18 protein-coding genes are annotated in these 22,781 nt (G+C 70.0%); 13 read left to right on the forward strand and 5 right to left on the reverse strand.

The annotated features are described in order from the left end of the window. Positions 1-16: 16 nt before the first annotated feature. The 10 genes from ACZ5U5_RS33630 to ACZ5U5_RS33675 all read left to right on the forward strand — a co-directional run bounded on the left by ACZ5U5_RS33630 (position 17) and on the right by ACZ5U5_RS33675 (position 10,730). The gene (locus ACZ5U5_RS33630) at positions 17-1,402 is read left to right on the forward strand and encodes a ThuA domain-containing protein (RefSeq protein ID WP_469029309.1); all 1,386 of its coding nucleotides are present in this window, start codon (positions 17-19) and stop codon (positions 1,400-1,402) included. A 101-nt stretch (positions 1,403-1,503) separates the two neighbouring features. Then, positions 1,504-2,691 (forward strand): inositol-3-phosphate synthase, encoded by a 1,188-nt coding sequence (locus ACZ5U5_RS33635; RefSeq protein ID WP_469029312.1) that lies wholly within the window; start codon positions 1,504-1,506, stop codon positions 2,689-2,691. A 137-nt stretch (positions 2,692-2,828) separates the two neighbouring features. After that, a complete protein-coding gene (locus ACZ5U5_RS33640; protein WP_469029314.1) occupies positions 2,829-4,145 on the forward strand; it encodes an SCO3242 family prenyltransferase in 1,317 nt (438 codons plus the stop codon). Continuing rightward, positions 4,142-4,285 carry a hypothetical protein gene (locus ACZ5U5_RS33645; RefSeq protein ID WP_469029316.1) on the forward strand — a complete coding sequence of 48 codons (144 nt, stop codon included), beginning with the start codon at positions 4,142-4,144 and terminating at the stop codon, positions 4,283-4,285. Before ACZ5U5_RS33640 ends, ACZ5U5_RS33645 begins: the two co-directional genes overlap by 4 nt. A gap of 136 nt (positions 4,286-4,421) precedes the next feature. Further along, the gene (locus ACZ5U5_RS33650; RefSeq protein WP_469029318.1) at positions 4,422-5,363 is read left to right on the forward strand and encodes a sugar phosphate isomerase/epimerase family protein; all 942 of its coding nucleotides are present in this window, start codon (positions 4,422-4,424) and stop codon (positions 5,361-5,363) included. Continuing rightward, positions 5,360-6,043, forward strand: a complete 684-nt coding sequence (locus tag ACZ5U5_RS33655) for an EboA domain-containing protein (RefSeq protein WP_469029321.1) — start codon at positions 5,360-5,362, stop codon at positions 6,041-6,043. Before ACZ5U5_RS33650 ends, ACZ5U5_RS33655 begins: the two co-directional genes overlap by 4 nt. After that, on the forward strand, positions 6,043-6,891 hold the full coding sequence (locus ACZ5U5_RS33660) for a TatD family hydrolase (protein WP_469029324.1): 849 nt from the start codon (positions 6,043-6,045) through the stop codon (positions 6,889-6,891). The genes ACZ5U5_RS33655 and ACZ5U5_RS33660 overlap by 1 nt, the downstream gene beginning before the upstream one ends. A 3-nt stretch (positions 6,892-6,894) precedes the next feature. After that, complete coding sequence (gene eboE, locus ACZ5U5_RS33665) at positions 6,895-8,064, forward strand: metabolite traffic protein EboE (protein ID WP_469029327.1); 1,170 nt, start codon at positions 6,895-6,897, stop codon at positions 8,062-8,064. Then, complete coding sequence (locus ACZ5U5_RS33670; protein WP_469029330.1) at positions 8,061-9,437, forward strand: nucleotide pyrophosphatase/phosphodiesterase family protein; 1,377 nt, start codon at positions 8,061-8,063, stop codon at positions 9,435-9,437. Before eboE ends, ACZ5U5_RS33670 begins: the two co-directional genes overlap by 4 nt. 123 nt (positions 9,438-9,560) lie before the next feature. Continuing rightward, a complete protein-coding gene (locus tag ACZ5U5_RS33675) occupies positions 9,561-10,730 on the forward strand; it encodes a sugar phosphate isomerase/epimerase family protein (protein ID WP_469029333.1) in 1,170 nt (389 codons plus the stop codon). A 120-nt stretch (positions 10,731-10,850) separates the two neighbouring features. Here the strand turns inward: ACZ5U5_RS33675 and ACZ5U5_RS33680 are convergent, their stop codons facing one another. The 4 genes from ACZ5U5_RS33680 to ACZ5U5_RS33695 all read right to left on the reverse strand — a co-directional run bounded on the left by ACZ5U5_RS33680 (position 10,851) and on the right by ACZ5U5_RS33695 (position 17,452). Continuing rightward, entirely contained in the window at positions 10,851-12,239 is a 1,389-nt protein-coding gene (locus ACZ5U5_RS33680) for an OFA family MFS transporter (protein WP_469029335.1), read from the reverse strand. A gap of 125 nt (positions 12,240-12,364) precedes the next feature. Next, positions 12,365-14,509: an acetate--CoA ligase family protein gene (locus tag ACZ5U5_RS33685; protein WP_469029338.1), complete on the reverse strand. Its 2,145-nt coding sequence runs from the start codon at positions 14,507-14,509 to the stop codon at positions 12,365-12,367. Positions 14,510-14,512: 3 nt separating this feature from the next. Further along, the gene (frc, locus tag ACZ5U5_RS33690; RefSeq protein ID WP_469029341.1) at positions 14,513-15,745 is read right to left on the reverse strand and encodes a formyl-CoA transferase; all 1,233 of its coding nucleotides are present in this window, start codon (positions 15,743-15,745) and stop codon (positions 14,513-14,515) included. Positions 15,746-15,757: 12 nt separating this feature from the next. After that, positions 15,758-17,452, reverse strand: a complete 1,695-nt coding sequence (locus ACZ5U5_RS33695) for a thiamine pyrophosphate-binding protein (RefSeq protein WP_469029344.1) — start codon at positions 17,450-17,452, stop codon at positions 15,758-15,760. 211 nt (positions 17,453-17,663) lie between these two features. Here ACZ5U5_RS33695 and sucC point away from each other — a divergent pair, with 211 nt between their 5' ends. The 3 genes from sucC to ACZ5U5_RS33710 all read left to right on the forward strand — a co-directional run bounded on the left by sucC (position 17,664) and on the right by ACZ5U5_RS33710 (position 21,407). Continuing rightward, positions 17,664-18,803, forward strand: a complete 1,140-nt coding sequence (sucC, locus tag ACZ5U5_RS33700; protein WP_469029347.1) for an ADP-forming succinate--CoA ligase subunit beta — start codon at positions 17,664-17,666, stop codon at positions 18,801-18,803. 11 nt (positions 18,804-18,814) lie between these two features. Then, entirely contained in the window at positions 18,815-19,693 is an 879-nt protein-coding gene (sucD, locus tag ACZ5U5_RS33705) for a succinate--CoA ligase subunit alpha (RefSeq protein ID WP_469029350.1), read from the forward strand. 160 nt (positions 19,694-19,853) lie between these two features. Beyond that, entirely contained in the window at positions 19,854-21,407 is a 1,554-nt protein-coding gene (locus ACZ5U5_RS33710) for an aldehyde dehydrogenase family protein (protein WP_469029353.1), read from the forward strand. 27 nt (positions 21,408-21,434) lie between these two features. Here ACZ5U5_RS33710 and ACZ5U5_RS33715 read toward each other — a convergent pair whose 3' ends face one another. Then, positions 21,435-22,769 carry a DUF2254 domain-containing protein gene (locus ACZ5U5_RS33715; RefSeq protein WP_469029354.1) on the reverse strand — a complete coding sequence of 445 codons (1,335 nt, stop codon included), beginning with the start codon at positions 22,767-22,769 and terminating at the stop codon, positions 21,435-21,437. Positions 22,770-22,781 lie beyond the last annotated feature (12 nt).

Consider the following 22,781-nt stretch of genomic DNA (forward strand, 5'->3'; position numbering starts at 1 on the left):
AAGGGGTCACCCCACCATGCGGGCATCCGCACGCATCACCATCGCCACCGCTACGGCCGCCTTGCTCATCGGCTGCGTATCGGGGCCGGCGGCCTCCAGGCCGGACGGCAAGCACGAGGGGGCCGCGGGGAAGGCCGTCGGCGAGAAGGTCCTGGTCTTCTCCAAGACCGCGGGCTTTCGCCACGACTCGATCCCCGAGGGCATCGCTGCCATCAAGGAGCTCGGCGCGGCGAACGGCTTCACGGTCGACGCCACCGAGGACGCCAAGGCCTTCACGGCCAAGAACCTCGCGAAGTACGACGCCGTGATCTGGCTCTCGACGACGGGTGACGTCCTCGACGGCAAGCAACAGGCGGCGTTCGAGGGCTACATCAAGAAGGGCGGCGGGTACGTGGGCGTGCACGCCGCCGCCGACACCGAGTACGACTGGCCCTTCTACGGCGGGCTCGCGGGCGCGTACTTCCAGTCGCACCCCGCGATCCAGCCCGCGAAGGTGCAGGTCGAGGACCACTGGCACCCGTCCACGGCGCATCTGCCGGGGATCTGGGAACGGACCGACGAGTGGTACAACTACCGCTCCAACCCCCGTGACCGGGCCCACGTCCTGGCCTCGCTCGACGAGTCGTCCTACTCGGGCGGCTCGATGTCGGGCGACCATCCCATCGCCTGGTGCCAGGACTATCAGGGAGGCCGCTCCTTCTACACGGGCAGCGGCCACACCAAGGAGTCGTTCGCCGATCCCGCGTACCGCACCCATCTGCTCGGCGGAATCCGCTGGGCGGCCGGTGCGGCGCAGGCCGACTGCCGACCGGAGAAGGGCTACACGCCGATCTTCGACGGCACGGCCAAGTCCCTTGAGGCATGGAAGCAGGCGGGCCCGGGTTCCTTCGCCCTGAACGAGGGCGATGGCACTCTGACGACCGTCGGCGGCATGGGCATGCTCTGGCACGACGGAGCGAAGGAGCTCGGCTCCTACTCCCTCAAGCTGGACTGGCGCATGGACGGCGACGACAACTCCGGGATCTTCGTGGGCTTCCCGCCCTCCGACGACCCCTGGTCGGCCGTGAACAACGGCTATGAGATCCAGATCGACGCCACCGACGTCCCGGAGAAGACCACGGGCTCCGTCTACGGCTTCAAGTCCGCCGACCTGAAGAAGCGCGACAAGGCGCTGAATCCGGCGGGGGAGTGGAACACGTACGAACTCCGGGTCGAGGGCGAACGCCTTCGGATCTACCTCAACGGAGTGAAGATCAACGACTTCACCAACACGGACCCGGCGAGGAGCCTCAAGGACGGTCACATCGGCATCCAGAACCACGGTGCCGACGACCAGGTCTCCTTCCGTGACATCCGGGTGAAGGACCTGCCGGCCCGCACCGCGTCCGGCGTGGGCCGCTAGACGGCGGCGGGCGGAGGACGCCGGACCTCCGCCCGCCGTCTTTACCCCGTCCGCCGTCCCATCCCCCGCGGGTTTAGCCGCGTGCACGACAGGAGGCAGCCATGTCCAACTCTTCCTCTGCAGGTTCTTCTGGTTCACCTGGTACTGCTGCTGGTACTGGTGCTTCGGGTGGCGGGCCGACCGGGGTGTGGCTGATCGGCGCGCGCGGATCGGTCGCCACGACGGCTGTCGCGGGGTGCGCTGCCGTGACGGCCGGGCTCCACCCGCCGACCGGCATGATCACGGAGACCCCGCCGTTCGCGGACTGCGGTCTGCCAACGTTGTCGTCGCTCGTCTTCGGCGGCCACGACGTGATGGAGTGCCCGCTGCCAAAGCGCGCGGAGCAGCTGGCCGCCGGGGGCGTGCTCCCGCACGGCGTCCCCTCGGCGGTGGGCGCCGAACTGGCCGCGGCGGACGCGGAGATCCGCATGGGCGGTCCGCGCCGCGGGGACTCCGACACCAGGACGGACGAGGAACTGATCGAGTCCTTCGCCGCCGACCTCCGGGACTTCGTACGCCGTCGGGGGCTCGCCCGTGCGGTGGTGGTGAACGTGGCGTCGACGGAACCCGTGCCGGCGGAGGGCGCGGGGCGACTGCCCGCCAGCTCGCTCTACGCGGCGGCGGCGCTGCGGGCGGGCTGCCCGTACGTGAACTTCACCCCGTCGGCGGGCCTGCACCACCCTGCGCTCGCGTCTCCGGCGGCCTCGTCCGGCCTCCCTTACGCGGGCCGGGACGGCAAGACGGGCCAGACCCTCCTCCGCTCGGTCCTCGGCCCGATGTTCGCCCAGCGAGCGCTGGCCGTCCGCGCCTGGTCCGGCACGAACCTCCTGGGCGGCGGCGACGGCGCCGCCCTCGCGGACCCGGCCGCGGCCGCGGCGAAGAACGCGGGCAAGGAACGGGTCCTCGCCGACACGCTGGGCTCCGCCCCGGAGGGCGAGGTCCACATCGACGACGTCCCGTCGCTCGGCGACTGGAAGACCGCCTGGGACCACATCGCGTTCGACGGTTTCCTCGGCGCGCGGATGGTCCTGCAGACGACCTGGCAGGGCTGCGACTCGGCCCTGGCGGCACCCCTGATCCTGGACCTGGCCCGATTGACGGCCCGCGCCCACGAGGTGGGTCTGACCGGCCCGTTGGGCGAGCTGGGCTTCTTCTTCAAGGACCCGGACGACGGCTCTTCGTCGGCGTTGGCCGAGCAGTACGAGGCACTCGTGGGCTTCGCCTCGCGGCTGCGGGGGGTGAGTGCGTGAAGGGGGCTGGTTCCGTGGGTGCTGGTGGCGGTTCCGGTGACGGTGGCGGTGCTGAGGGCGCTGGTGGCGGTGCTGGTTCCGGTGGCGGTGTCGTCGGCGCTGGCGGTGGCGGTGCTGGGGGTGGTTCCGGCGGCGGTGTGTCGCTGGGGGCTGGGCGCGACTGGGCCGAACTGCTGCGCGTTTCGGCCCTGTTCACCGTCCCGGGTGACGCCTTGGCCGGTGCGGCGGCGACAGGGCTGCGCCCCAACCGGCGCACTCTCCTCGCCATCGCCGCCTCACTCTCCCTCTACGAAGCGGGCATGGCCCTCAACGACTGGGCGGACCGGGAGGAGGACGCGGTCGAACGCCCTCACCGCCCGCTGCCGTCCGGCCGCATCGCTCCGCCGGTCGCACTCGGCGCGGCGGCGGCTCTGACGGCCGGGGGCCTGGCCCTGGCCGCCGGTGCGGGACGCCCCGCCCTGACGGTGGCGGGCGCCTTGGCGGCCACGGTGTGGGCCTACGACCTGGGCCTCAAGCACACTCCGGCGGGCCCGGCCGCCATGGCAGCGGCTCGCTCCCTCGACTTGCTGCTGGGGGCGGCGGCTACTTCGGCGGGGGCGATGAGTTCTGGGCCACGTGGCCGTGGCCCCCGTCCCGGCCTGCGTGCTGCTGCGCCCTCCGCTCTCGTGCTCGGCGCCCACACGCTCGCGGTGACCGCGGTCTCGCGCCGCGAGGCACAGGGCGGCTCCACGGTGGCGCCCCTGGCCGCACTCGCCGCGACAGCCGCGCTGACGCGACTGCTGGCCTCAGGCGGTGGCGACAGCGGTGGCCTTGCCACCGTCGGCACCGGCACGAGCGCTGACGCAGGTACCTCCCAACTCCCGGCAGACCGCGGCGGAACAGACACCCGCGGCCTGCCGGGCTTCACCCCGGGGGAGCCGTCACGGGTCCGCCCGGCGGAGCAGACGATGAGCCAGGCGTTGCGGCAGACGGTGAGCCGAGCCTGGCGCGTCGCCGGCGTGACCGGCCCCGCCCCGGAGTGGTCCGGCACCGCGTGGCGGGCTGGGGCTCACGGCGCCGTGCAGGCACCGGGGGAGCTGTCGCGGGGCCGCGCGGTGGAGCAGACGACGAGCCACGCCTTGGGGCTGACGATGGGCCGAGCCTGGCGTACCGGCGGCGTGACCGGCCCGGTCTCGGGCGGGCGGTCCGGCAGCGCCTGGCGGACCGGAGCTCGCGCCGGCATCCAGGTCGCGCTCGCCGCCACATACGCGGCCACCGCCGCGCGCCCCCTCTTCCACGCCGCGCTCAACCCGTCACCCCAGCTCACCCAGCGGGCCGTGGGCGGCGGCATCCGGGCGATGATCCCGCTCCAGGCCGCACTCTCCGCCCGCACCGGCGCCTTGGGCCCCGCCCTGCTGACCGCCGCGCTGGCCCCGGCGGCCCGGAGGTTCGGTCGGAAGGTGAGCGTCACATGACAGAGACGACGGCCGGGACAGCCATCCCGCAGGCTGCCCCGCACCCCTTCCGCTTGGGGTACGGCACCAGCCCTGCCCTGCTGACCGCCGCGCTGGCCCCGGCGGCCCGGAGGTTCGGTCGGAAGGTGAGCGTCACATGACAGAGACGACGGCCGGGACAGCCGGCCCGCAGGCTGCTGCGCACACTTTGCGCTTGGGGTACGGCACCAGCCCTGCCCTGCTGACTGCCGTGCTGGCTCCGGTGGCCCGGAGGTTCGGCCGGAAGGTGAGTGTCACATGACAGAGACGACGGCCGGGACAGCCGCCCCGCAGGCTGCTGCGCACCCCTTCCGCTTCGGGTACGGCACCAACGGCCTGACCGACCTGCGGCTCGACGATGCCCTCGGGCTCCTTGCCGACCTCGGCTACGCGGGCGTCGGGCTCACCCTCGACCACATGCACCTCGACCCCCTCGCCCCCGACCTCGCCACCCGCACCCGCCACGTGGCCCGCAGCCTGGAACGTCTCGGTCTGACGGTGACGATCGAGACCGGCGCCCGCTATGTGCTCGACCCGCGCCGCAAGCACGGCCCCTCGCTCCTCGACCCCGACCCGGACGCACGCGCCGCCCGCGTCCGTCTGCTGATCCGTGCCGTGCAGGTCGCCGCCGACCTGGGTGCCCACGCGGTGCACTGCTTCAGCGGCATCACCCCCGAAGGCACCCCCGAGGACACAGCCTGGCAGCGCCTCGCCGAAGCCCTCGGCCCGGTCCTCGACGCCGCGTCCGGCGCCAACGTGCCCCTGGCCATCGAACCCGAGCCCGGCCACCTCCTCTCCACCCTCGCCGACTTCCACCGGCTCCGCCACGAACTGAGCGACCCTGACCCCCAACATTTGGGCCTCACCCTCGACATCGGCCACTGCCAGTGCCTCGAACCGCAGTCACCCGCCGACTGCGTACGCGCCGCCGCCCCCTGGCTGCGGCACGTCCAGATCGAGGACATGCGCCGCGGCGTCCACGAACACCTCCCGTTCGGTGACGGCGAGATCGACTTCCCGCCCGTCCTCGAAGCCCTGGCCTCCACCGGCTACCAGGGCCTCACCGTCGTCGAACTGCCCCGCCACTCCCACGCGGGCCCACAACTCGCCTCCCACTCCATCGAGTTCCTGCACAAGGCGGCCACCGAGGCGACCCGTCCAGTGCCCATCTCCACCCCGGCCGGAGGAGGAACCCCGTGACCGAAGCCCTTGTCATCGACGACCTCCGCACCCGCCTCGAAGCCACCCTCGGCGGAGCCGCCCGCGCCTGGCTGGACCAGGCCACCGCGGAGGCCGCCGCCCACCGCGACCGGCCGGCCCAGAACACGACCCCCGTATGGGAGTTGCGCTTCGCGGAGGCCGGACGCCGCTGCGGCCAGGACCACGCCGACGCCGTCCGTGTACTGCTCCTGCACGCGGCCGGAGCGGACCCGGCCACCCTCACCCGCGTCTACGAACAAGGCACCGCGGCCGAACGCCGCGCTGTCCTGGATGCCCTGCCCCACCTGGTTCAAGGCCCCGAGGCGCTGCCCCTGGTCGAGGACGCCCTGCGTACGAACGACACCCGGCTCGTCACCGCCGCCGTCGGTCCATACGCCGCCCGGCACCTCGCCCCGCACGACTGGCGGCACGCGATCCTGAAGTGCCTGTTCACCGGCGTCCCCGTGGATGCCGTCGCCGAACTGGACCGCAGGGCCACCGCCGACGCCGAGCTCGGACGCATGCTCGGCGACTACGCCGGCGAACGCACCGCCGCCGGTCGCACCGTCCCCAGCGATCTGCACCGCGTCCTGGCCCTGACCGCCCCTACGGCCCCCTCGGCCGCAGCGGCGACCCCGGCCCCCACGACCCCTTCCACCGGCGAGGAGCAGGAGTCCTGATGCGCATTTTCGACCCCCACATCCACATGACGTCCCGTACCACCGACGACTACCAGGCCATGTACGCCGCGGGCGTCCGAGCCGTCGTCGAGCCCGCGTTCTGGCTGGGTCAGCCCCGCACCTCACCCGCCTCCTTCTTCGACTACTTCGACTCGCTCCTCGGCTGGGAACCCTTCCGCGCGGCCCAGTACGGCATCGCCCACCACTGCACCATCGCCCTCAACCCCAAAGAGGCCAACGACCCCCGATGCACCCCCGTCCTGGACGAACTGCCCCGCTACCTCGTCAAGGACAACGTCGTGGCCGTGGGCGAGATCGGCTATGACTCCATGACCCCCGCCGAGGACGCCGCACTCACCGCCCAGCTCCAGCTCGCCGCCGACCACGAGCTGCCCGCGATGGTCCACACCCCGCACCGCGACAAGCTCGCGGGACTGCGCCGCACCCTCGACGTCGTCCGGGAATCCGCGCTGCCCCTGGACCGTGTCCTCGTCGACCATCTCAACGAGACCACGGTCAAGGAGGCCAAGGACAGCGGCTGCTGGCTCGGCTTCTCCGTCTATCCCGACACCAAGATGGACGAGGACCGGATGGTGGCCATCCTGCGCGACCACGGGCCCGAGCGGGTCCTGGTCAACTCGGCCGCCGACTGGGGCAAGAGCGACCCGCTCAAGACCCGCAAGGTCGCCGACGCCATGCTCGCCTCCGGGTTCAGCGAGGACGACGTCGACCTGGTGCTCTGGCGCAACCCGGTCGCCTTCTACGGACTCAGCGGCCGCCTCGCGCTCGACGTCGCGGACACCGAAGGCACCCACGAGGGCAACTCCATCCTTCGCGGCGGGGAGTGAGCCATGCGCTTCCGGCACCCCGACGGCAGCGTCGTCCACCTCGCTTACTGCACCAACGTCCACCCCGCCGAGACCCTCGACGGCGTTCTCGCCCAACTCCGCGACCACTGCGAACCCGTACGCAAACGGCTCGGCAGGGACCGCCTGGGCATCGGCCTGTGGCTCGCCAAGGACGCCGCGCACGCCCTGGTCACCGACCCGGCCGCGCTGCGCGGCCTGCGCTGCGAGCTCGACCGGCGGGGCCTTGAGGTCGTCACCCTCAACGGCTTCCCGTATGAAGGGTTCGGTGCGGAGGAGGTCAAGTACCGCGTCTACAAGCCGGACTGGACCGACCCCGAGCGGCTGTCCCACACGACCGACCTGGCCCGCCTCCTTGCCGCCCTCCTCCCGGACGACGTCACCGAGGGCACCATCTCCACCCTTCCTCTCGCCTGGCGCACCCCGTTCGACGCCACGCACGCCGAGGCCGCCCGCACCGCCCTCACCGCGCTCGCCCAACGCCTGGACGCGCTCGCGGAGCTGACCGGCAAGTCGATCCGCATCGGACTCGAACCGGAGCCGGGCTGCACGGTGGAGACCACGGGCGACGCGATCGCCCCTCTCACCGCGATCGGCCACGACCGCATCGGTGTCTGCGTCGACACCTGTCACCTCGCCACCTCCTTCGAGGACCCGCAGACCGCGCTCGACGCACTCGCTGTCGCGGGCATCCCCGTCGTCAAGTCCCAGCTCTCCGCCGCCCTGCACGCCGAACACCCCCATCTCCCCGGAGTCCGCGAGGCCCTCGCCGCCTTCGACGAGCCCCGCTTCCTGCATCAGACCCGCACCCGCACCGCGGCCGGACTGCGCGGCACCGACGACCTCGGTGAATCCCTCGCCGGTGACGCACTGCCCGAGACGGCGCCCTGGCGCGCCCACTTCCACGTCCCCCTGCACGCGCCTCCCGCGCCTCCCCTCACCTCCACGCTCCCCGTACTCAAGGACACTCTCGCCCTCCTGGTCGGCGGGCCCGACCCCCGCACCCGACACCTCGAGGTCGAGACCTACACCTGGCAGGCGCTGCCGCCCGAGCTGCGACCCCGCTCCCGCCCCCAGCTCGCCGACGGAATCGCCGCCGAGCTCACCCTCGCCCGCGATCTCCTGACGGACCTCGGCCTGAAGGAACTGCCATGAGCCCCACACCCCTCCTCGTCCTGGACGTCGTCGGCCTCACCCCCCGTCTCCTCGACCACATGCCGCACCTCAAGTCCCTGGGCCAGTCCGGCTCCCGGGCTCCACTCGGCACGGTGCTGCCCGCCGTCACCTGTGCCGCGCAGTCCACCTTCCTCACCGGCACCACCCCCGCCGAGCACGGCATCGTCGGCAACGGCTGGTACTTCCGCGAGCTCGGCGACGTACTCCTGTGGCGCCAGCACAACGGCCTCGTCGCCGGCGACAAGCTGTGGGACGCCGCCCGTCGCGCGCACCCCGGCTACACCGTCGCCAATATCTGCTGGTGGTACGCCATGGGCGCCGACACCGACATCACCATCACCCCCCGTCCCGTCTACTACGCCGACGGCCGCAAGGAACCCGACTGCTACACCAGGCCCCCGGCCCTGCACGACGAACTCACCGAGAAATTCGGTACGTTCCCCCTGTTCCACTTCTGGGGTCCCGGTGCCGACATCGTCTCCAGCCGCTGGATCGTGAACGCCACGCGGCACATCATCAGCACCCGCCACCCCGACCTGGCCCTCTGCTACCTCCCGCACCTCGACTACGACCTGCAGCGCTTCGGCCCCGACGACCCGCGCTCCCACCGGGCCGCCGCCGAACTCGACGCGACCATCGCCCCCCTCCTCGACGAGGCGAAGGCCGAGGGCCGCACCGTCGTCGCCCTGTCCGAGTACGGCATCACCCGCGTGGACCGCCCCGTCGACATCAACCGCGCCCTGCGCCGTGCCGGTCTGCTCGAAGTGCACACGCAGGACGGCATGGAGTACCTGGATCCCATGACGTCGCGCGCTTTCGCCGTCGCGGATCACCAGATCGCCCACATCTACGTGCGCAGGCCCGAGGACCTGGAGGTCACTCGCCAGGCACTCGCCGACCTCCCCGGCATCGAGCAACTCCTCGACGACGAGGGCAAGAAGGCCCACCACTTGGACCACCCGCGCTCCGGCGAACTCGTCGCCGTCGCGGAGCCGGACGCCTGGTTCACGTACTACTACTGGCTCGACGACGACCGCGCGCCCGACTTCGCGCAGCTCGTCGAGATCCATCGCAAACCCGGCTACGACCCCGTCGAGCTCTTCATGGACCCCGAGGATCCCTACGTCCGCGTCAAGGCCGCGTCCGCGCTGGCCCGCAAAAAGCTCGGCATGCGCTATCGCATGGCGGTCGTGCCCCTGGACGCGTCACCTATTCGAGGCAGCCACGGCCGCCTTCCCCTGAGCGACGACGACGGTCCGCTCATCATCAGCTCCACCCCCCATGCGTTTCCCGACCGGATAGCGGCCACCGCCGTGAAATCCCTGCTCCTCGACCTGGCCGGCCTGGGCTGAGGAGCAGTTACAGAGAGTGAAGCACGCGTCACTGACAACGCGCCAGTGGCGTTGGCCCGCACGTCGAAAGATCAGGGAAAACCCCGAGAGTCCCCAGAGTTCCAGAGCCCAGGAGAGGCACCCGTGACCGACATCCACGACACTCCCGCCGCAGACGAGGCCCTCAGACAGCGCCTTGGCGTCGACCGCCGCCGATTCCTCAGCACGTGCACCGCCGTCGGCGCGGGCGCGATCGCCACGCCCGTGTTCGGCGCGGCACCGGCCCTCGCCCAGTCGCAGACCCAGGGCGGCCATGGCCACGGTCACGGGCATGGCCGCGACTTGGTGCCCGCGAAGAAGCGCGGAATCATCCTCTACACGGTGCGTGACGCGACCGGCCGCGACCCGCTTGCCAGCACCCTTCCCTCCGGCTTCCGCGAGGTGTTCAAGGAACTGGCCCGCTACGGGTACAAGCAGGTCGAATTCGCGGGCTACGGCCAGCACGCCAACGCACCCGGCGGAGCCAACCTGGAGTCCGTCGCCGGCGCCAGACTGCTGCGCTCGTGGCTCGACGACTACGGCCTGCGCGCCCAGGGCAACCACGGCTTCATACCGGGCTCGTGGCCGCTCTCGCAGCCCGACCTCGACACGTTCAAGAAGCACCTGGAGATCGCCAACATCCTCGGCATGGATCACATGGGCACCGGCGGTGACCCCACCAACAGTTCGTACAAGGCCGATTGGGACGTCGCCGCCGACAAGTGGAACGCCATGGGATCCATCGCGCGCAAGGCAGGCATCAAGCTCTACACCCATAACCACGACGCGGCGTACGGCTTCCTGCTCGACGGCGGTCCGCTCGACGCGCAGGGCCGCCCGACCCGCAGCTCCGGCATCCGCAAGCTGGAGTACTTCCTCAAGGCCACCGACCCGCGGTCGGTCTGGCTGGAGATGGATGTCTACTGGGCGCACGTCGCGCAGTACAAGTTCCACACGTACACCGCGCACGACGGAGCGCAGCGGAAGAAGGTCTTCGATCCGGCCGCGCTGGTCAGCCGCAACAACAAGCGCTACCCGCTGTTCCACGCCAAGGACGGCACGCGCAACGACACCAGCGGCGAGGGCTACGACATGGTGGCCTTCGGTGAGGGTGTCATCGACTACCGCACCTTCTTCAGCCGTGTGGGCGAGAAGAATTACCACAACCCCATGGTCGAACAGGACAACGCGCCCAGCGGCACCGACGCCGGCCAGTCCCTGAAGCTCGCGAAGATCGGTTACGGCAACTTGGCGGCACTCCGCAAGAAGCGCTGAGCACACGCACAGCTGAGCACACGCACAAGCTGAGCACACGCACAAACAGCTCTCGCCGCGCGAAAGACGCGCGGCGAGAGCTGTTTGATGTCTCCCGGATCACGGTCACCGACCGTGCCGTCAGGCCATCTCCTCGCCGAGGGGTTGTGGATTGGGTTTGATGCCCTTGTCCTTGGGCCTCCCGGGTTGGGAGAGGAAGAGCGCGATGAATCCCGCGAACAGGGAGATGGAGCCGGCCAGTGTGAAGGCCCCGGAGTGGCCCCAGTTGCTCACCACGACGGCACCCATACCGGAGCCGAGAAGTCCCGATACGAGTTTGGAGCTGTAGACCAGACCGTAATTGGAGGCGTTGTTGTTCTCGCCGAAGTAGTCCGCCGTCATTGCCGCGAACATCGGGAAGATGGCGCCGCCTCCAAAGCCGGAGATGCTGGAGAAGACCAGGAACAGGGGGAGGTTCTCGATGTTCGCCGACCACAGGATGCCGTACTGGGAAAGACCCAGGACGATGCAGACGAAGATCAGGCAGCGTTTACGTCCGTAGAGGTCGGAGAGCCAGCCGATGACACCTCGGCCCGTGCCGTTGACGATGGCCTTCAAGGACATGGCCGTGGCGACGATTCCACCGGCGAATCCGGCTTCCTTTCCGATGTCCACCTGGAACGCGATACCGAAGATGTTCACGCCCGACGTGCACAGCAGACAGAACCACATCAGCGCGACACGCCCGGTCTGCCACGCCTCCTTGGGCGTGTACTGCCGCACGGCGGGCGGGTTCATCGCCAGCGCACGCCTGGCCCGCGGGTCCGTCGGCGGCCGCAGCGGGTCCACGTCGGCCGGCCACCAGTTCTTCGGCGGGTCCTGGAAGAAGTAACCCGCCACCGCGACCATCGCCGCCAGGAAGAGGCCGACGGACACGAGCACCCAGCGGAAGTTCGTCAGATCCATGTAACCGGTGAAGATGAACACGAACGGCACCGAGCCGTAGGCGAATCCACCGTTGACGAATCCGGTCTTCCCTCCCTTCCGTTCGGGATACCACTTGCCGACCATGTTCACGCAGGTCGCGTACACCATTCCGGCGCCCATACCGCTGAACATGCCGAAGCCGATGTAGGCGACGATGACATGTGGCGCGAACGCCAGAGACAGATAGCCCAGGAGCGTGCCGACAGCGCCGCACATCATCGCCCAGCGCGCCGGAAGTTTTCCGCTCTCGCGCAGCTTGCCCGCGGGGAAGGCCACCGCGGCCTGGAAGAAGACCCACACGCCCAGCATCCAGAAGATATGGGTGTCGCCCCAGGCATGCGCGGTGTGCAGGGTGTCCTCGGCCGAGGCGAATGCGTACTCGGCCGAGCTGATGCCCATCATGCCGATCCACGGCAGGATGACCATCCACTTGCGCTTGCGGCCCATGATGTCGATGTCGGTCTCGCCGACCCGGTACATCCGGCCGTTCGCGTCCGTCACCTCCCTGAATGGGACGGCTGTGGGTATGTCAGTTGTCGTCATGTTGGTTCAGCACCCCTTGCGTCGAAAAGATCCTGGCCAGCGCCCCCTGTCCAATACCTTTCGTGTGCGCACGGGCCCCGGGTCCTGCCGACGCGCACCGCCGGCAGGACCCAACACCGGTCACCTCATCGACCGCCCCCCAACAGGCCGGCCGCTCGGGCCCACCGGTACTTCGCGCCGAGCGCGGCGACCGGCTTCTCCGTGGTGTACGGATACGCCACGACGCCCCGCTCGAAGAGGTACTGGCAGGCCTCCTCCACCTCGACGTCGCCCGCCAGGGATGCCACGACGGGCTTTTCGATGCCGCGCTCACGGAACTCGGCGATCACGCGGGCCGTCAGTTCGGCGAAGACCATGGGAGGGGTCACGATGGTGTGCCAGTAGCCCAGGACGAGCGCGTGGATGCGCGGGTCCTCGAGGCCGAGCCTGATCGTCGCCTCGTACGTCGACGGGGGCTCACCCCCGGTGATGTCGATGGGGTTTCCCGCCGCCCCGAAGGGAGGGATGAACGCCCGGAAGGACGCGTCCAGGTCATCGGGGATCTCCATCAGCCGCAGTCCGTTGTCGGTCACCGCGTCGGAGAGCAGCACCCCGGAGCCGCCCGCGCCCGTGATGATCACGATGTTGTCGCCCCGCGGGGTGGGGAGCACCGGCAAGGCGCGCGCGTACTCCAGCATTTCGTTGAGCCCCGGCGCCCTGATGACGCCCGCCTGCCTGAGGATGTCGTCGTACACTGCGTCGTCGCCCGCCAGGGCCCCCGTGTGCGATCCGGCGGCCTTCGCCCCGGCGGCCGTACGCCCGGCCTTCAGGACCACGACAGGCTTCTTCGGAACGGTCGCCCGCGCGGCCTCAACGAAGGCGCGGCCGTCCTTGAGGTCCTCCAGGTGCATGGCGATGCACTGGGTGTTGGGGTCCTCGCCGAACCACGTGAGCAGATCGTCCTCGTCCAGGTCGGACTTGTTGCCGAGCCCGACGATCGCCGAAACGCCCGTCTTCGTAGTGCGCGCGAAGCCGAGGATGGCCATCCCGATGCCGCCGGACTGACTCGTCAGGGCGACCCCGCCCTTGACGTCGTACGGCGTGCAGAACGTGGCGCACAGGTCGTGCCACGTCGAGTAGTAGCCGTAGATGTTCGGGCCGAGCAGCCGCACCCCGTGCCGCTCGCCGATCTCCACGATCTCGTCCTGGAGGGCCTCTTCGCCGGTCTCGGCAAACCCGGAGGGAATCAGGACCGCGTTGGGGATGCCCTTGCGACCCACCTCCTCCAAGGCCGACGCCACGAACTTGGCGGGGATCGCGAAGACCGCCACATCCACCTCACCGGGAACGTCCGTGACACTCTTGTACGCCTTGCGGCCCAAGATGTCATCGGCCTTGGGGTTCACCGGATGGATCTCGCCGGAGAAGCCGCCGTCGATGAGGTTGCGCATCACCGAGTTGCCGATCTTGCCCGGTTCGTTGGAGGCACCGATCACGGCGACGGAGCGAGGCTCCATCAGCCGCCGCATCGACGTGAGCATCTCCTCGCGCGTGTACGTACGGCGCTGTTTCGTAACCCCTTCGGAGAGGATGACGCGGATGTCCGCGGCGATCGCACCCTCCGGAGTGGCGATCACCGGGTTGAGGTCCACCTCGGCGATCTCCGGGAAGTCGGTGACCAGTTGGGACACCCGGCGTATCTGCTCGGCAACGGCCCACCGGTCCACGGCCGGCGCGCCCCGCACGCCGCGCAGGATCTCGGCGGCGCGGATCGAGTCGAGCATCGAGGCTGCCTCGTCAGCGTCGACCGGCGCGAGCCGGAACGTGACGTCCTTGAGGACCTCGACGAGTACCCCGCCGAGCCCGAAGGCGACGACCTTCCCGAACGTCGGGTCGGTCACCGCCCCGACGATCACTTCCTGACCGGAGGGGAGCAGTTCCTGCACCTGCACACCCTCGATACGTGCCTCTGGCGCGTACGCGCGCGCGTTGTTCACGATCTCGCAGAAGGCGGCCCGGACGTCGGTGGCGCCCTCCACCCCGACGATGACGCCGCCCGCGTCGGTCTTGTGCAGGATGTCGGGGGAGACGATCTTCATGACGACGGGCCCCTCGAAGCGGGCCGCGTGCGCGACCGCCTCGTCCACGTCGGTCGCGAGCTCCTCGCCCGGCACGGCGATCCTGTACGCGTCCGCGAGCACCTTGCCCTCCGGTGCCGTCAGCGAGGTCCGTCCCTCGGCCCGCACGGTGTCCAGGAGCGCCCGCACGGTCAGTGCGCGGTCTTCGGCCATCAATCAGATCACTCCGTTCGACTTGAGCAGGCGCAGTTCCTCGTCGCCGAGGCCGAGCTCTCCGACGAAGACCTCCGCGTTGTGCTCGCCCAGGAGCGGCGAACTGACCACGTTTACGGGGGAGTCCGACAGCTTGAGCGGGGAGCCGACCGTGGTGAAGGAGCCGCGCTGCGGATGCGCGACCTCGACGACCATCTCGTTCGCGGCCAGGGAGGCGTCCTCGATGATTTCCTTGGTGGAGAGGATCGGGCCGCACGGGATGTTGTGGGCGTTCAGCCGCTCCAGGACCTCCCACTTGGGGAGCGTGGAGGACCACTCCTCGATCAGCTGGAACATCTTGCCGAGCTTGGGAAGCCGCGACTCCGGAGTGGCCCACTCGGGATCCTCCGCGAGCTCGGGGCGCCCGATGAGCTCGGTGAGCGGCTGCCAGCCCACGGGCTGCACGATGACGTACACGTAGTCGTTCGGGCCGCCGGGAGCGCACTTGACCGCCCAGCCGGGCTGGCCGCCGCCGCTCGCGTTGCCCGAGCGCGGCACCTCGTCCCCGAAGTCCTCGTTCGGGTACTCGGCGAGCGGCCCGTGCGCCAGGCGCTGCTGGTCGCGCAGCTTGACCCGGCACAGGTTGAGCACGGCGTGCTGCATGGCCACGTTCACGCGCTGCCCGCGACCGGTGTTCTCCCTCTGGAAGAGGGCGGCGAGAATGCCGGCGACGGCGTGGATGCCGGTCCCGGAGTCGCCGATCTGGGCGCCGGTGGCGAGCGGCGGTCCGTCCTCGAAGCCCGTGGTCGACATGGAGCCGCCCATGGCCTGCGCCACCACTTCGTAGGCCTTGAAGTTGGTGTAGGGGCCGTCTCCGAAGCCCTTGATCGAGGCGTAGACGATCCGCGGGTTGATCTCCTGGATGCGGTCCCAGGTGAAGCCCATCCGGTCCACGGCGCCGGGGCCGAAGTTCTCGACCATCACATCGGAGCGCCGGATCAGCTCGGTGAGGAGCTCCTTGCCGCGCTCGGTCTTGGTGTTGAGGGTGATGCTCCGCTTGTTGCAGTTGAGCATCGTGAAGTAGAGCGAGTCGACGTCAGGGAGGTCACGCAGCTGCTTGCGCGTGATGTCTCCGGAGGGCGCCTCCAGCTTCACCACGTCCGCGCCGAGCCAGGCGAGCAGCTGGGTGGCGGAGGGCCCGGACTGGACGTGTGTCATGTCGAGGACGCGTACGCCCTCAAGAGCCTTGGTCGTCATCGCACGGGCTCCTCACTTGTACATGGTCTGGTTCATGGTCCCGGGGGCGTACGCGTCCGGATCGACCCATACGTTGATCAGCGAGGGCTTGCCCGACTCGCGCGCCCGCCGCAGCGCGGGGCCGATGTCGGCCGGGTCGCGTACCTCTTCGCCGTAACCGCCGAGCATCTGGGCGAACTTGTCGTAGTGGACGTCTCCGAGGGTGTTGCCGATCCGCTCGCGCTCCTCGCCGTACTTGGCCTTCTGGCCGTAACGGATCTGGTTCATCGAGGAGTTGTTGCCGACGATCCCGACGAACGGGAGGTTGTAGCGGACGAGCGTCTCGAAGTCCCACCCGGTCAGCGAAAAGGCGCCGTCTCCGAAGAGGGCCACCACCTCCTTGTCGGGCCGCGCCTGCTTGGCGGCGAGCACGAAGGGGATGCCGACACCGAGCGTGCCGAGCGGCCCGGGGTCCATCCAGTGGCCGGGCGACTTGGGCTGCACGACCTGCCCGGAGAAGGTGACGATGTCGCCGCCGTCGCCGATGTAGATGGAGTCTTCGGTAAGGAAGTCGTTGATTTCGCTCACGAGACGGTAGGGATGGATGGGCGAGGCGTCGGACTTCAGGTTCGGGAGCCGCTTCTCGATCGCTGTCTGCTCGGCGGCGCGCAGCTCGTCGAGCCACTCCTTGCGCTTGGACGCGCCTCCGTTGAGACGCCCGGAGGCGGCCTCGGTGACCGACTTCAGGATGAGTCCGGCGTCACCGACGATGCCCAGGTCGATGTCCCTGTTCTTGCCGACGGTGCGGTAGTCGAGGTCGATCTGTACGACCGTGGCGTCGGGGGAGAGCCGCTTCCCGTAGCCCATGCGGAAGTCGAAGGGCGTCCCCACGATGACGATGAGGTCGGCGTTGGAGAAGGCGTACCGCCGCGAGAGCTGGAAGTGGTGCGGGTCGCCGGGCGGCAGGGTGCCGCGGCCCGCGCCGTTCATGTAGGCGGGCACGTTCAGGGTCCGCACGAGTTCGATGGCGGACGCGGTGCCCCGTGTCGTCCACACCTGGCTGCCCAGGAGGATCGCGGGCTTCTCGGCATGCACGAGAAGGTCGGCGAGCTTCTCGACGGCCTCGGGGTCACCGGTGGAGCGGGTCGACGCGCGGTACTGCCCGGCCTGCGGCACCCGGGCCTTGTCCACCGGCACCTTGGCGTCGAGCACATCGCGCGGGATTTCCAGGAAGGACGGGCCGGGAGCGCCGTGGAAGCACTCGCGGAAGGCCATGGACACCATGTCGGCGGCGCGCGCCGTGTCCGGTACCGTCGCGGCGAACTTGGTGATGGGCGTCATCATGTCGACGTGCGGAAGGTCCTGGAGTGAGCCCATCTTGTGCTGGGTGTGCGCTCCCTGGCCGCCGATCAGCAGCATGGGGGACTCCGCGCGGAAGGCGTTCGCGACGCCCGTGACGGCGTCCGTCGTTCCCGGCCCTGCCGTCACCACGGCGCATCCGGGCTTTCCGGTGAGGCGCGCGTAGCCGTCGGCCGCGTGGGCGGCGACCTGCTCGTGGCGTACGTCGACGACATCGATCCCCTCGTCGACGCAGCCGTCGTAGATGTCGATGATGTGGCCGCCGCACAAGGTGTAGATGACCTCCACACCCTCTGCTTTGAGTGCCTTGGCGACCAGATGCCCACCGGAGATGTGGGTCTGGTTCGTGTCGCTGCTGCCGTCGGGCATGGCGAAGTCCTGTCCCTTCGTAGGGGAGTTGGAGCGCTCAGATGCTGCTCGCACACTGCTGGGAGGTGCTCTCGCGGTAGATTGCATACAGTCGACGAATACTGTATGAAGCTTGTTATCCCGCATCCGGTCAGTGGTGTCCAGGGGGCGTGCGGCACTTTTCGGAAGCGGGGGGTTCGCTCCCCGGAACGACAAGGCGTCAGGAGCCGGAATGGACCTGTTCGAGCACCAGGCAAGGGAACTCTTCGAGGAACACGGCATCTTGGTGCCGCGAGCGGAGGTCGCCGACACGGCGAAGGAGGCCCGCGCGGGCGCCGACCGTCTGGGCGGCCGCGTCGTCGTGAAGGCCCAGGTGAAGACCGGCGGACGCGGCAAGGCGGGCGGCGTGAAGGTGGTCGCGGACGCGGCCGCCGCCGAGATCACCGCACGCCAGATCCTCGGCATGGACATCAAGGGCCACACGGTGCACAAGGTGATGCTGGCCCAACCCGTCGAGATCGACAGCGAGTTCTACGTCTCGTACGTACTGGACCGCGCGGCGGGGCGCTTCCTCGCGATCGCGTCCGCCGAGGGCGGCATGGACATCGAGGAGGTGGCGGCGAGCCGGCCGGAGGCCGTCGCGCGCGTGGAGATCGACCCGGCGGAGGGAGTGGACGACGCGAAGGCCACCGAGATCGCCGCCGCGGCGGGACTACCCGAGGCCACCGCCGACGTCCTGGTCAAGCTGTGGCAGGTCCTCATCCGCGAAGACGCCCTCCTCGTAGAGGTGAACCCCCTCGTGCGGACCGTCCAGGGAGAGATCCTCGCCCTCGACGGGAAGGTCACCCTGGACGACAACGCCCGCTTCCGCCAAGCCCGCTGGGGCGCCGGCGACTCCGGGCACGACGACCCGCTGGAGTCGGTCGCCGCCTCCAAGGGGCTCAACTACGTCAAACTCGACGGCGAGGTCGGCATCATCGGCAACGGCGCGGGCCTCGTCATGTCCACCCTCGACGTGGTCGCGGGCTGCGGGGCGCGCCCCGCGAACTTCCTCGACATCGGAGGCGGCGCCTCCGCCCAGATCATGGCCGACGGACTCTCCGTCATCCTCTCCGACCCCGCGGTCAAGTCCGTCTTCGTCAATGTCTTCGGCGGCATCACCGCGTGCGACGCCGTCGCCGACGGCATCGTCCAGGCCCTGGAATCCGTCCAGCTGACCAAGCCGCTGGTCGTCCGCCTCGACGGCAACAACGCCGTACGCGGCCGCGCCATCCTCGACGCCCGCTCCCATCCCCTGGTCCAGCAGGCCACCACGATGGACGGCGCCGCACGCCGAGCCGCCGAACTCGCCGGTCACACCAACGCAGCCTAAGGAGCCGGGACATGGCGATCTACCTCACCAAGGAAAGCAAGGTCCTCGTCCAGGGCATGACCGGCGCCGAGGGCATGAAGCACACCCGACGCATGCTCGCGGCCGGAACGGACATCGTCGGCGGCGTCAACCCCCGCAAGGCCGGCCGCACCATCGACTTCGACGACCGGGCCGTTCCCGTCTTCGGCTCCGTCCGCGAAGGCATCGAGGCCACGGGCGCCGACGTCACCGTGGTCTTCGTGCCGCCCGCCTTCTCCAAGGCGGCGGTCATCGAGGCCGCCGACGCCGGGATCGGCCTCGCCGTGGTCATCACGGAGGGCATCCCCGTGCACGACTCCGTTGCCTTCCACGCGTACGCCAAGGAGCGCGGCACACGTGTCATCGGCCCCAACTGCCCGGGGCTCATCACCCCCGGCCAGGCCAACGCGGGCATCATCCCCGCCGACATCACCAAGTCCGGACGCATCGGCCTGGTGTCGAAATCCGGCACGCTCACCTACCAGCTCATGTACGAGCTGCGCGACATCGGCTTCTCCACCTGCGTCGGCATCGGCGGCGACCCCGTGGTCGGCACCACGCACATCGACTGCCTCGCCGCCTTCGAGGACGACCCCGACACCGAACTGATCGTCCTCATCGGCGAGATCGGCGGCGACGCGGAGGAACGCGCGGCCGCGTACATCCAGCAGGCCGTCACCAAGCCCGTCGTGGCCTACATCGCGGGCTTCACCGCACCCGAGGGCAAGACCATGGGCCACGCGGGAGCCATCGTCTCGGGCTCGTCCGGCACCGCACGCGCGAAGCAGGAGGCGCTGGAAGCCGCGGGAGTGCGGGTCGGTGCCACACCGACGGAAACGGCCCGCCTCGTTCTCAACCAACTCGGGGCGTGACGTCACTCATAGGTGACAGGCGCCGTCTGCACTAGCGTCCCCCAGCACACACGCGCGGACAGCGAACCGGATCGAACTGAAGCGAACCGAACCGGTCTGCGCCGCGCGAGAGCCATGCACCTCCCGCCCCGACTTGTGCACCGTGAGCGGAGACATACGAATGGCACCCACCCTCACCCACCCCCGCGTCCTCAAAGCAGGAACGGCCTGGGCCGACGCCTGGCGACGCTGCGTCGCCGTCGCGCCCGAGGCCTTTCGCGACGACCGCGTCCTCAACCTCTGGAACGGCACCTGGCAGGCGGACGGCCGGGCCCTGCCCGCCACTTCACCCGTCGACGGCAGCCCCATCGCGGGCCCGCCCCGCCTCGACGCCGCCACCGCCCAGCAGGCCGTACGCTCCTCACTCGACCAGCACCGGGCCTGGCGTCACGTCCCGTTGGAGGAACGGCGCGCCCGCGTCGCTGCCACCCTCGACGCCCTCACCGAACACCGCGAACTGCTCGCGCTCCTCCTCGTCTGGGAGATCGGCAAGCCCTGGCGGCTCGCCCACGCCGACGTCGACCGGGCCATCGACGGCGTGCGCTGGTACGTCGACGGCATCGAGCCGATGATCGAGGGCCGGACCCCGCTGGACGGCCCGGTATCCAACATCGCGAGCTGGAACTACCCGATGAGCGTGCTCGTTCACGCAGTGTTGGTACAGGCACTCGCAGGAAACGCGGTCATCGCCAAGACCCCGACCGATGGCGGCGTCGCCTGTCTGACCCTCGCGTGCGCCCTGGCCGCCCGTGAGGGGATCCCCGTCACCCTCGTCAGCGGCAGCGGGGGCGAACTGTCCGAAGCGCTGGTCCGCGCACCCGAGATCGGCTGCGTCTCCTTCGTCGGCGGACGCGACACGGGCGCCGCCGTCGCCACCGCCGTCGCCGACCTCGGCAAGCGGCACATCCTCGAACAGGAAGGACTGAACACCTGGGGCATCTGGAACTACAGCGACTGGGACGCGCTCAGCGCCGTCATCCCCAAGCTCTTCGACTACGGCAAGCAGCGCTGCACGGCGTACCCGCGCTTCGTCGTCCAACGAGCCCTCTTCGACGAGTTCCTCGCCGCCTACCTGCCGGCCGTGCGCACCGTCCGCGTCGGCCACCCCCTGGCGGTCGAGCACGCCGAGGACCCGTACCCACAGCTGGACTTCGGGCCGCTCATCAACGCGGCCAAGGCCAAGGAGCTGGGCGACCAGGTGGCGGAGGCCATCGACCGTGGCGCGGTGCCGCTGTACCGCGGCGCGTCGGCGGCCGATGCCTTCCTGCCGGGCCAGGACACTGACGCGTACGTCCACCCCGTCACGATCCTCAACCCGCCCCCGTCGTCCCCGCTGCACCACGCGGAGCCGTTCGGCCCGGTCGACACCATCGTCCTGGTCGACACGGAGGCGGAGCTGCTCGCCGCCATGAACGCGTCGAACGGAGCGCTGGTCGCCACGCTGTCGACCGACGACACCGCGACGTACGAACGCCTCGCGCCGCAGATCCGCGCGTTCAAGACGGGCCACGGCAAGCCCCGCTCGCGCGGTGACCGGGACGAGCTGTTCGGCGGTTTCGGCGCGTCCTGGCGCGGCGCGTTCGTCGGCGGTGAGCTGCTGGTGCGCGCGGTCACACACGGCCCGGCGCTTGAACGGCCGCCGGGGAACTTCCCCAGCTACCACCTGATGGCGTGAGCCCGGGTCCGGCAGGGGATCGGTTGCCTAGCCGATGCCCTGCCGGTCCGGCAGCAGTGCGAACGCGCGGTCCGCGGCCTCCGGGACCGCGCGCTCCACCGCTTGCGTGAGCAGTTCGCGGTGGCGCAGGAGCGGCTCCCTGCGCTCTGCTGGCGCGAGCCGCAGCAAGTCATCGAGACCGGCCACCATGCGCCGGGTGACCTGCGGGTTGCCGACCGCGCACCCCCGGATCTCGGCGAACCCGAGATCCACCAGCGCGGTCCAGTCCGGTACGGGCTGCACCATGCGCACGGCCCCGCGCCGGTCACGGTGGCGCAGGGCGCCCAGCGGATGGCCGACCACAGAGGCAAGGAACTGGACGATGCGGTCAAGGGCCTGCACGGCGGTGGTCGGGTCGTTCACCGCGGGGGAGAGGGCCCGTAGCGCGATGTCGGCTAGCTGGCGTAGCCCGAATCCGAGGTCCTGGTGGAAGGTGCGCTCCACGCTGACGGACACCGTGTAGCGCAGCGCGCGCGGGGGCGGCGCCGCACCGCCGTGCACGGTGAACACCGGCGTCCCCGGCACCACGAAGTCCCCGATGCGCGGCAGCAGCCGCAGCACCACGCCGTGGCGTCCGGCCGCACGCACGACGCGGGCGATGTTCACGTCCCGCAGTACTCCGGCCCGCCCGTCGTGAGTGATCCGGGCGGTGGCGGGGCCGAGGTGTTCGTCGTCCACCGCGCCTTCGGTCGGGTGTTTCACGGCCACCCGGAACGACTCCCGGGCGATCCGGTCGATGACGAAGCTGATCCGCATCATGCGGAGGGTGCCGTTCACGTACGCGACGAAGAGCAGCAGGCTCAGGAACACCATCGCCATCGCCAGGATCGACTCGACCAGCGGCACGCTCGTGAGGAGCCGCGGATCGGTCTCGCTGTCGAAGGAGGTCAGCGTCATCAGCGAGAACAGGAACGTCGCCAGGAAGACGGTGAGCGTGACCTTGGTGATCCGCGACCTGACGTACAGCCGCACCACCCGCGGGCTGAACTGCCCGCTCGCCATCTGTACGGCCACCAGCGAGATGCTGAAGACGACACCGATGAAGGTCATCATGGCCGAGCCGATGGTGTTGATCACCGCCTTGGCGTCGTCGGCGATCCCCATCAGGCTCCGGACGGTGTCGTAGTCACCGTCCTCCTGCAGCGCCGCCACGACCCGGCTGTCCACATCCGCGGCGACGGCCCACAGCACCATGGCCCCCACCAGCCCCGCGGTCGGCGCGAACCACATGGTGTCCCGCAGATGCTCGCGCAACGGGGACAGCAGTCGGGGCCGCCGTACCTTCACGTCACCGAGCACTCCCGTAAGCAACCCGTCACTCATGGTGAGACTGTA

The sequence above is a fragment of the Streptomyces sp. NPDC033177 genome, assembly GCF_055577715.1.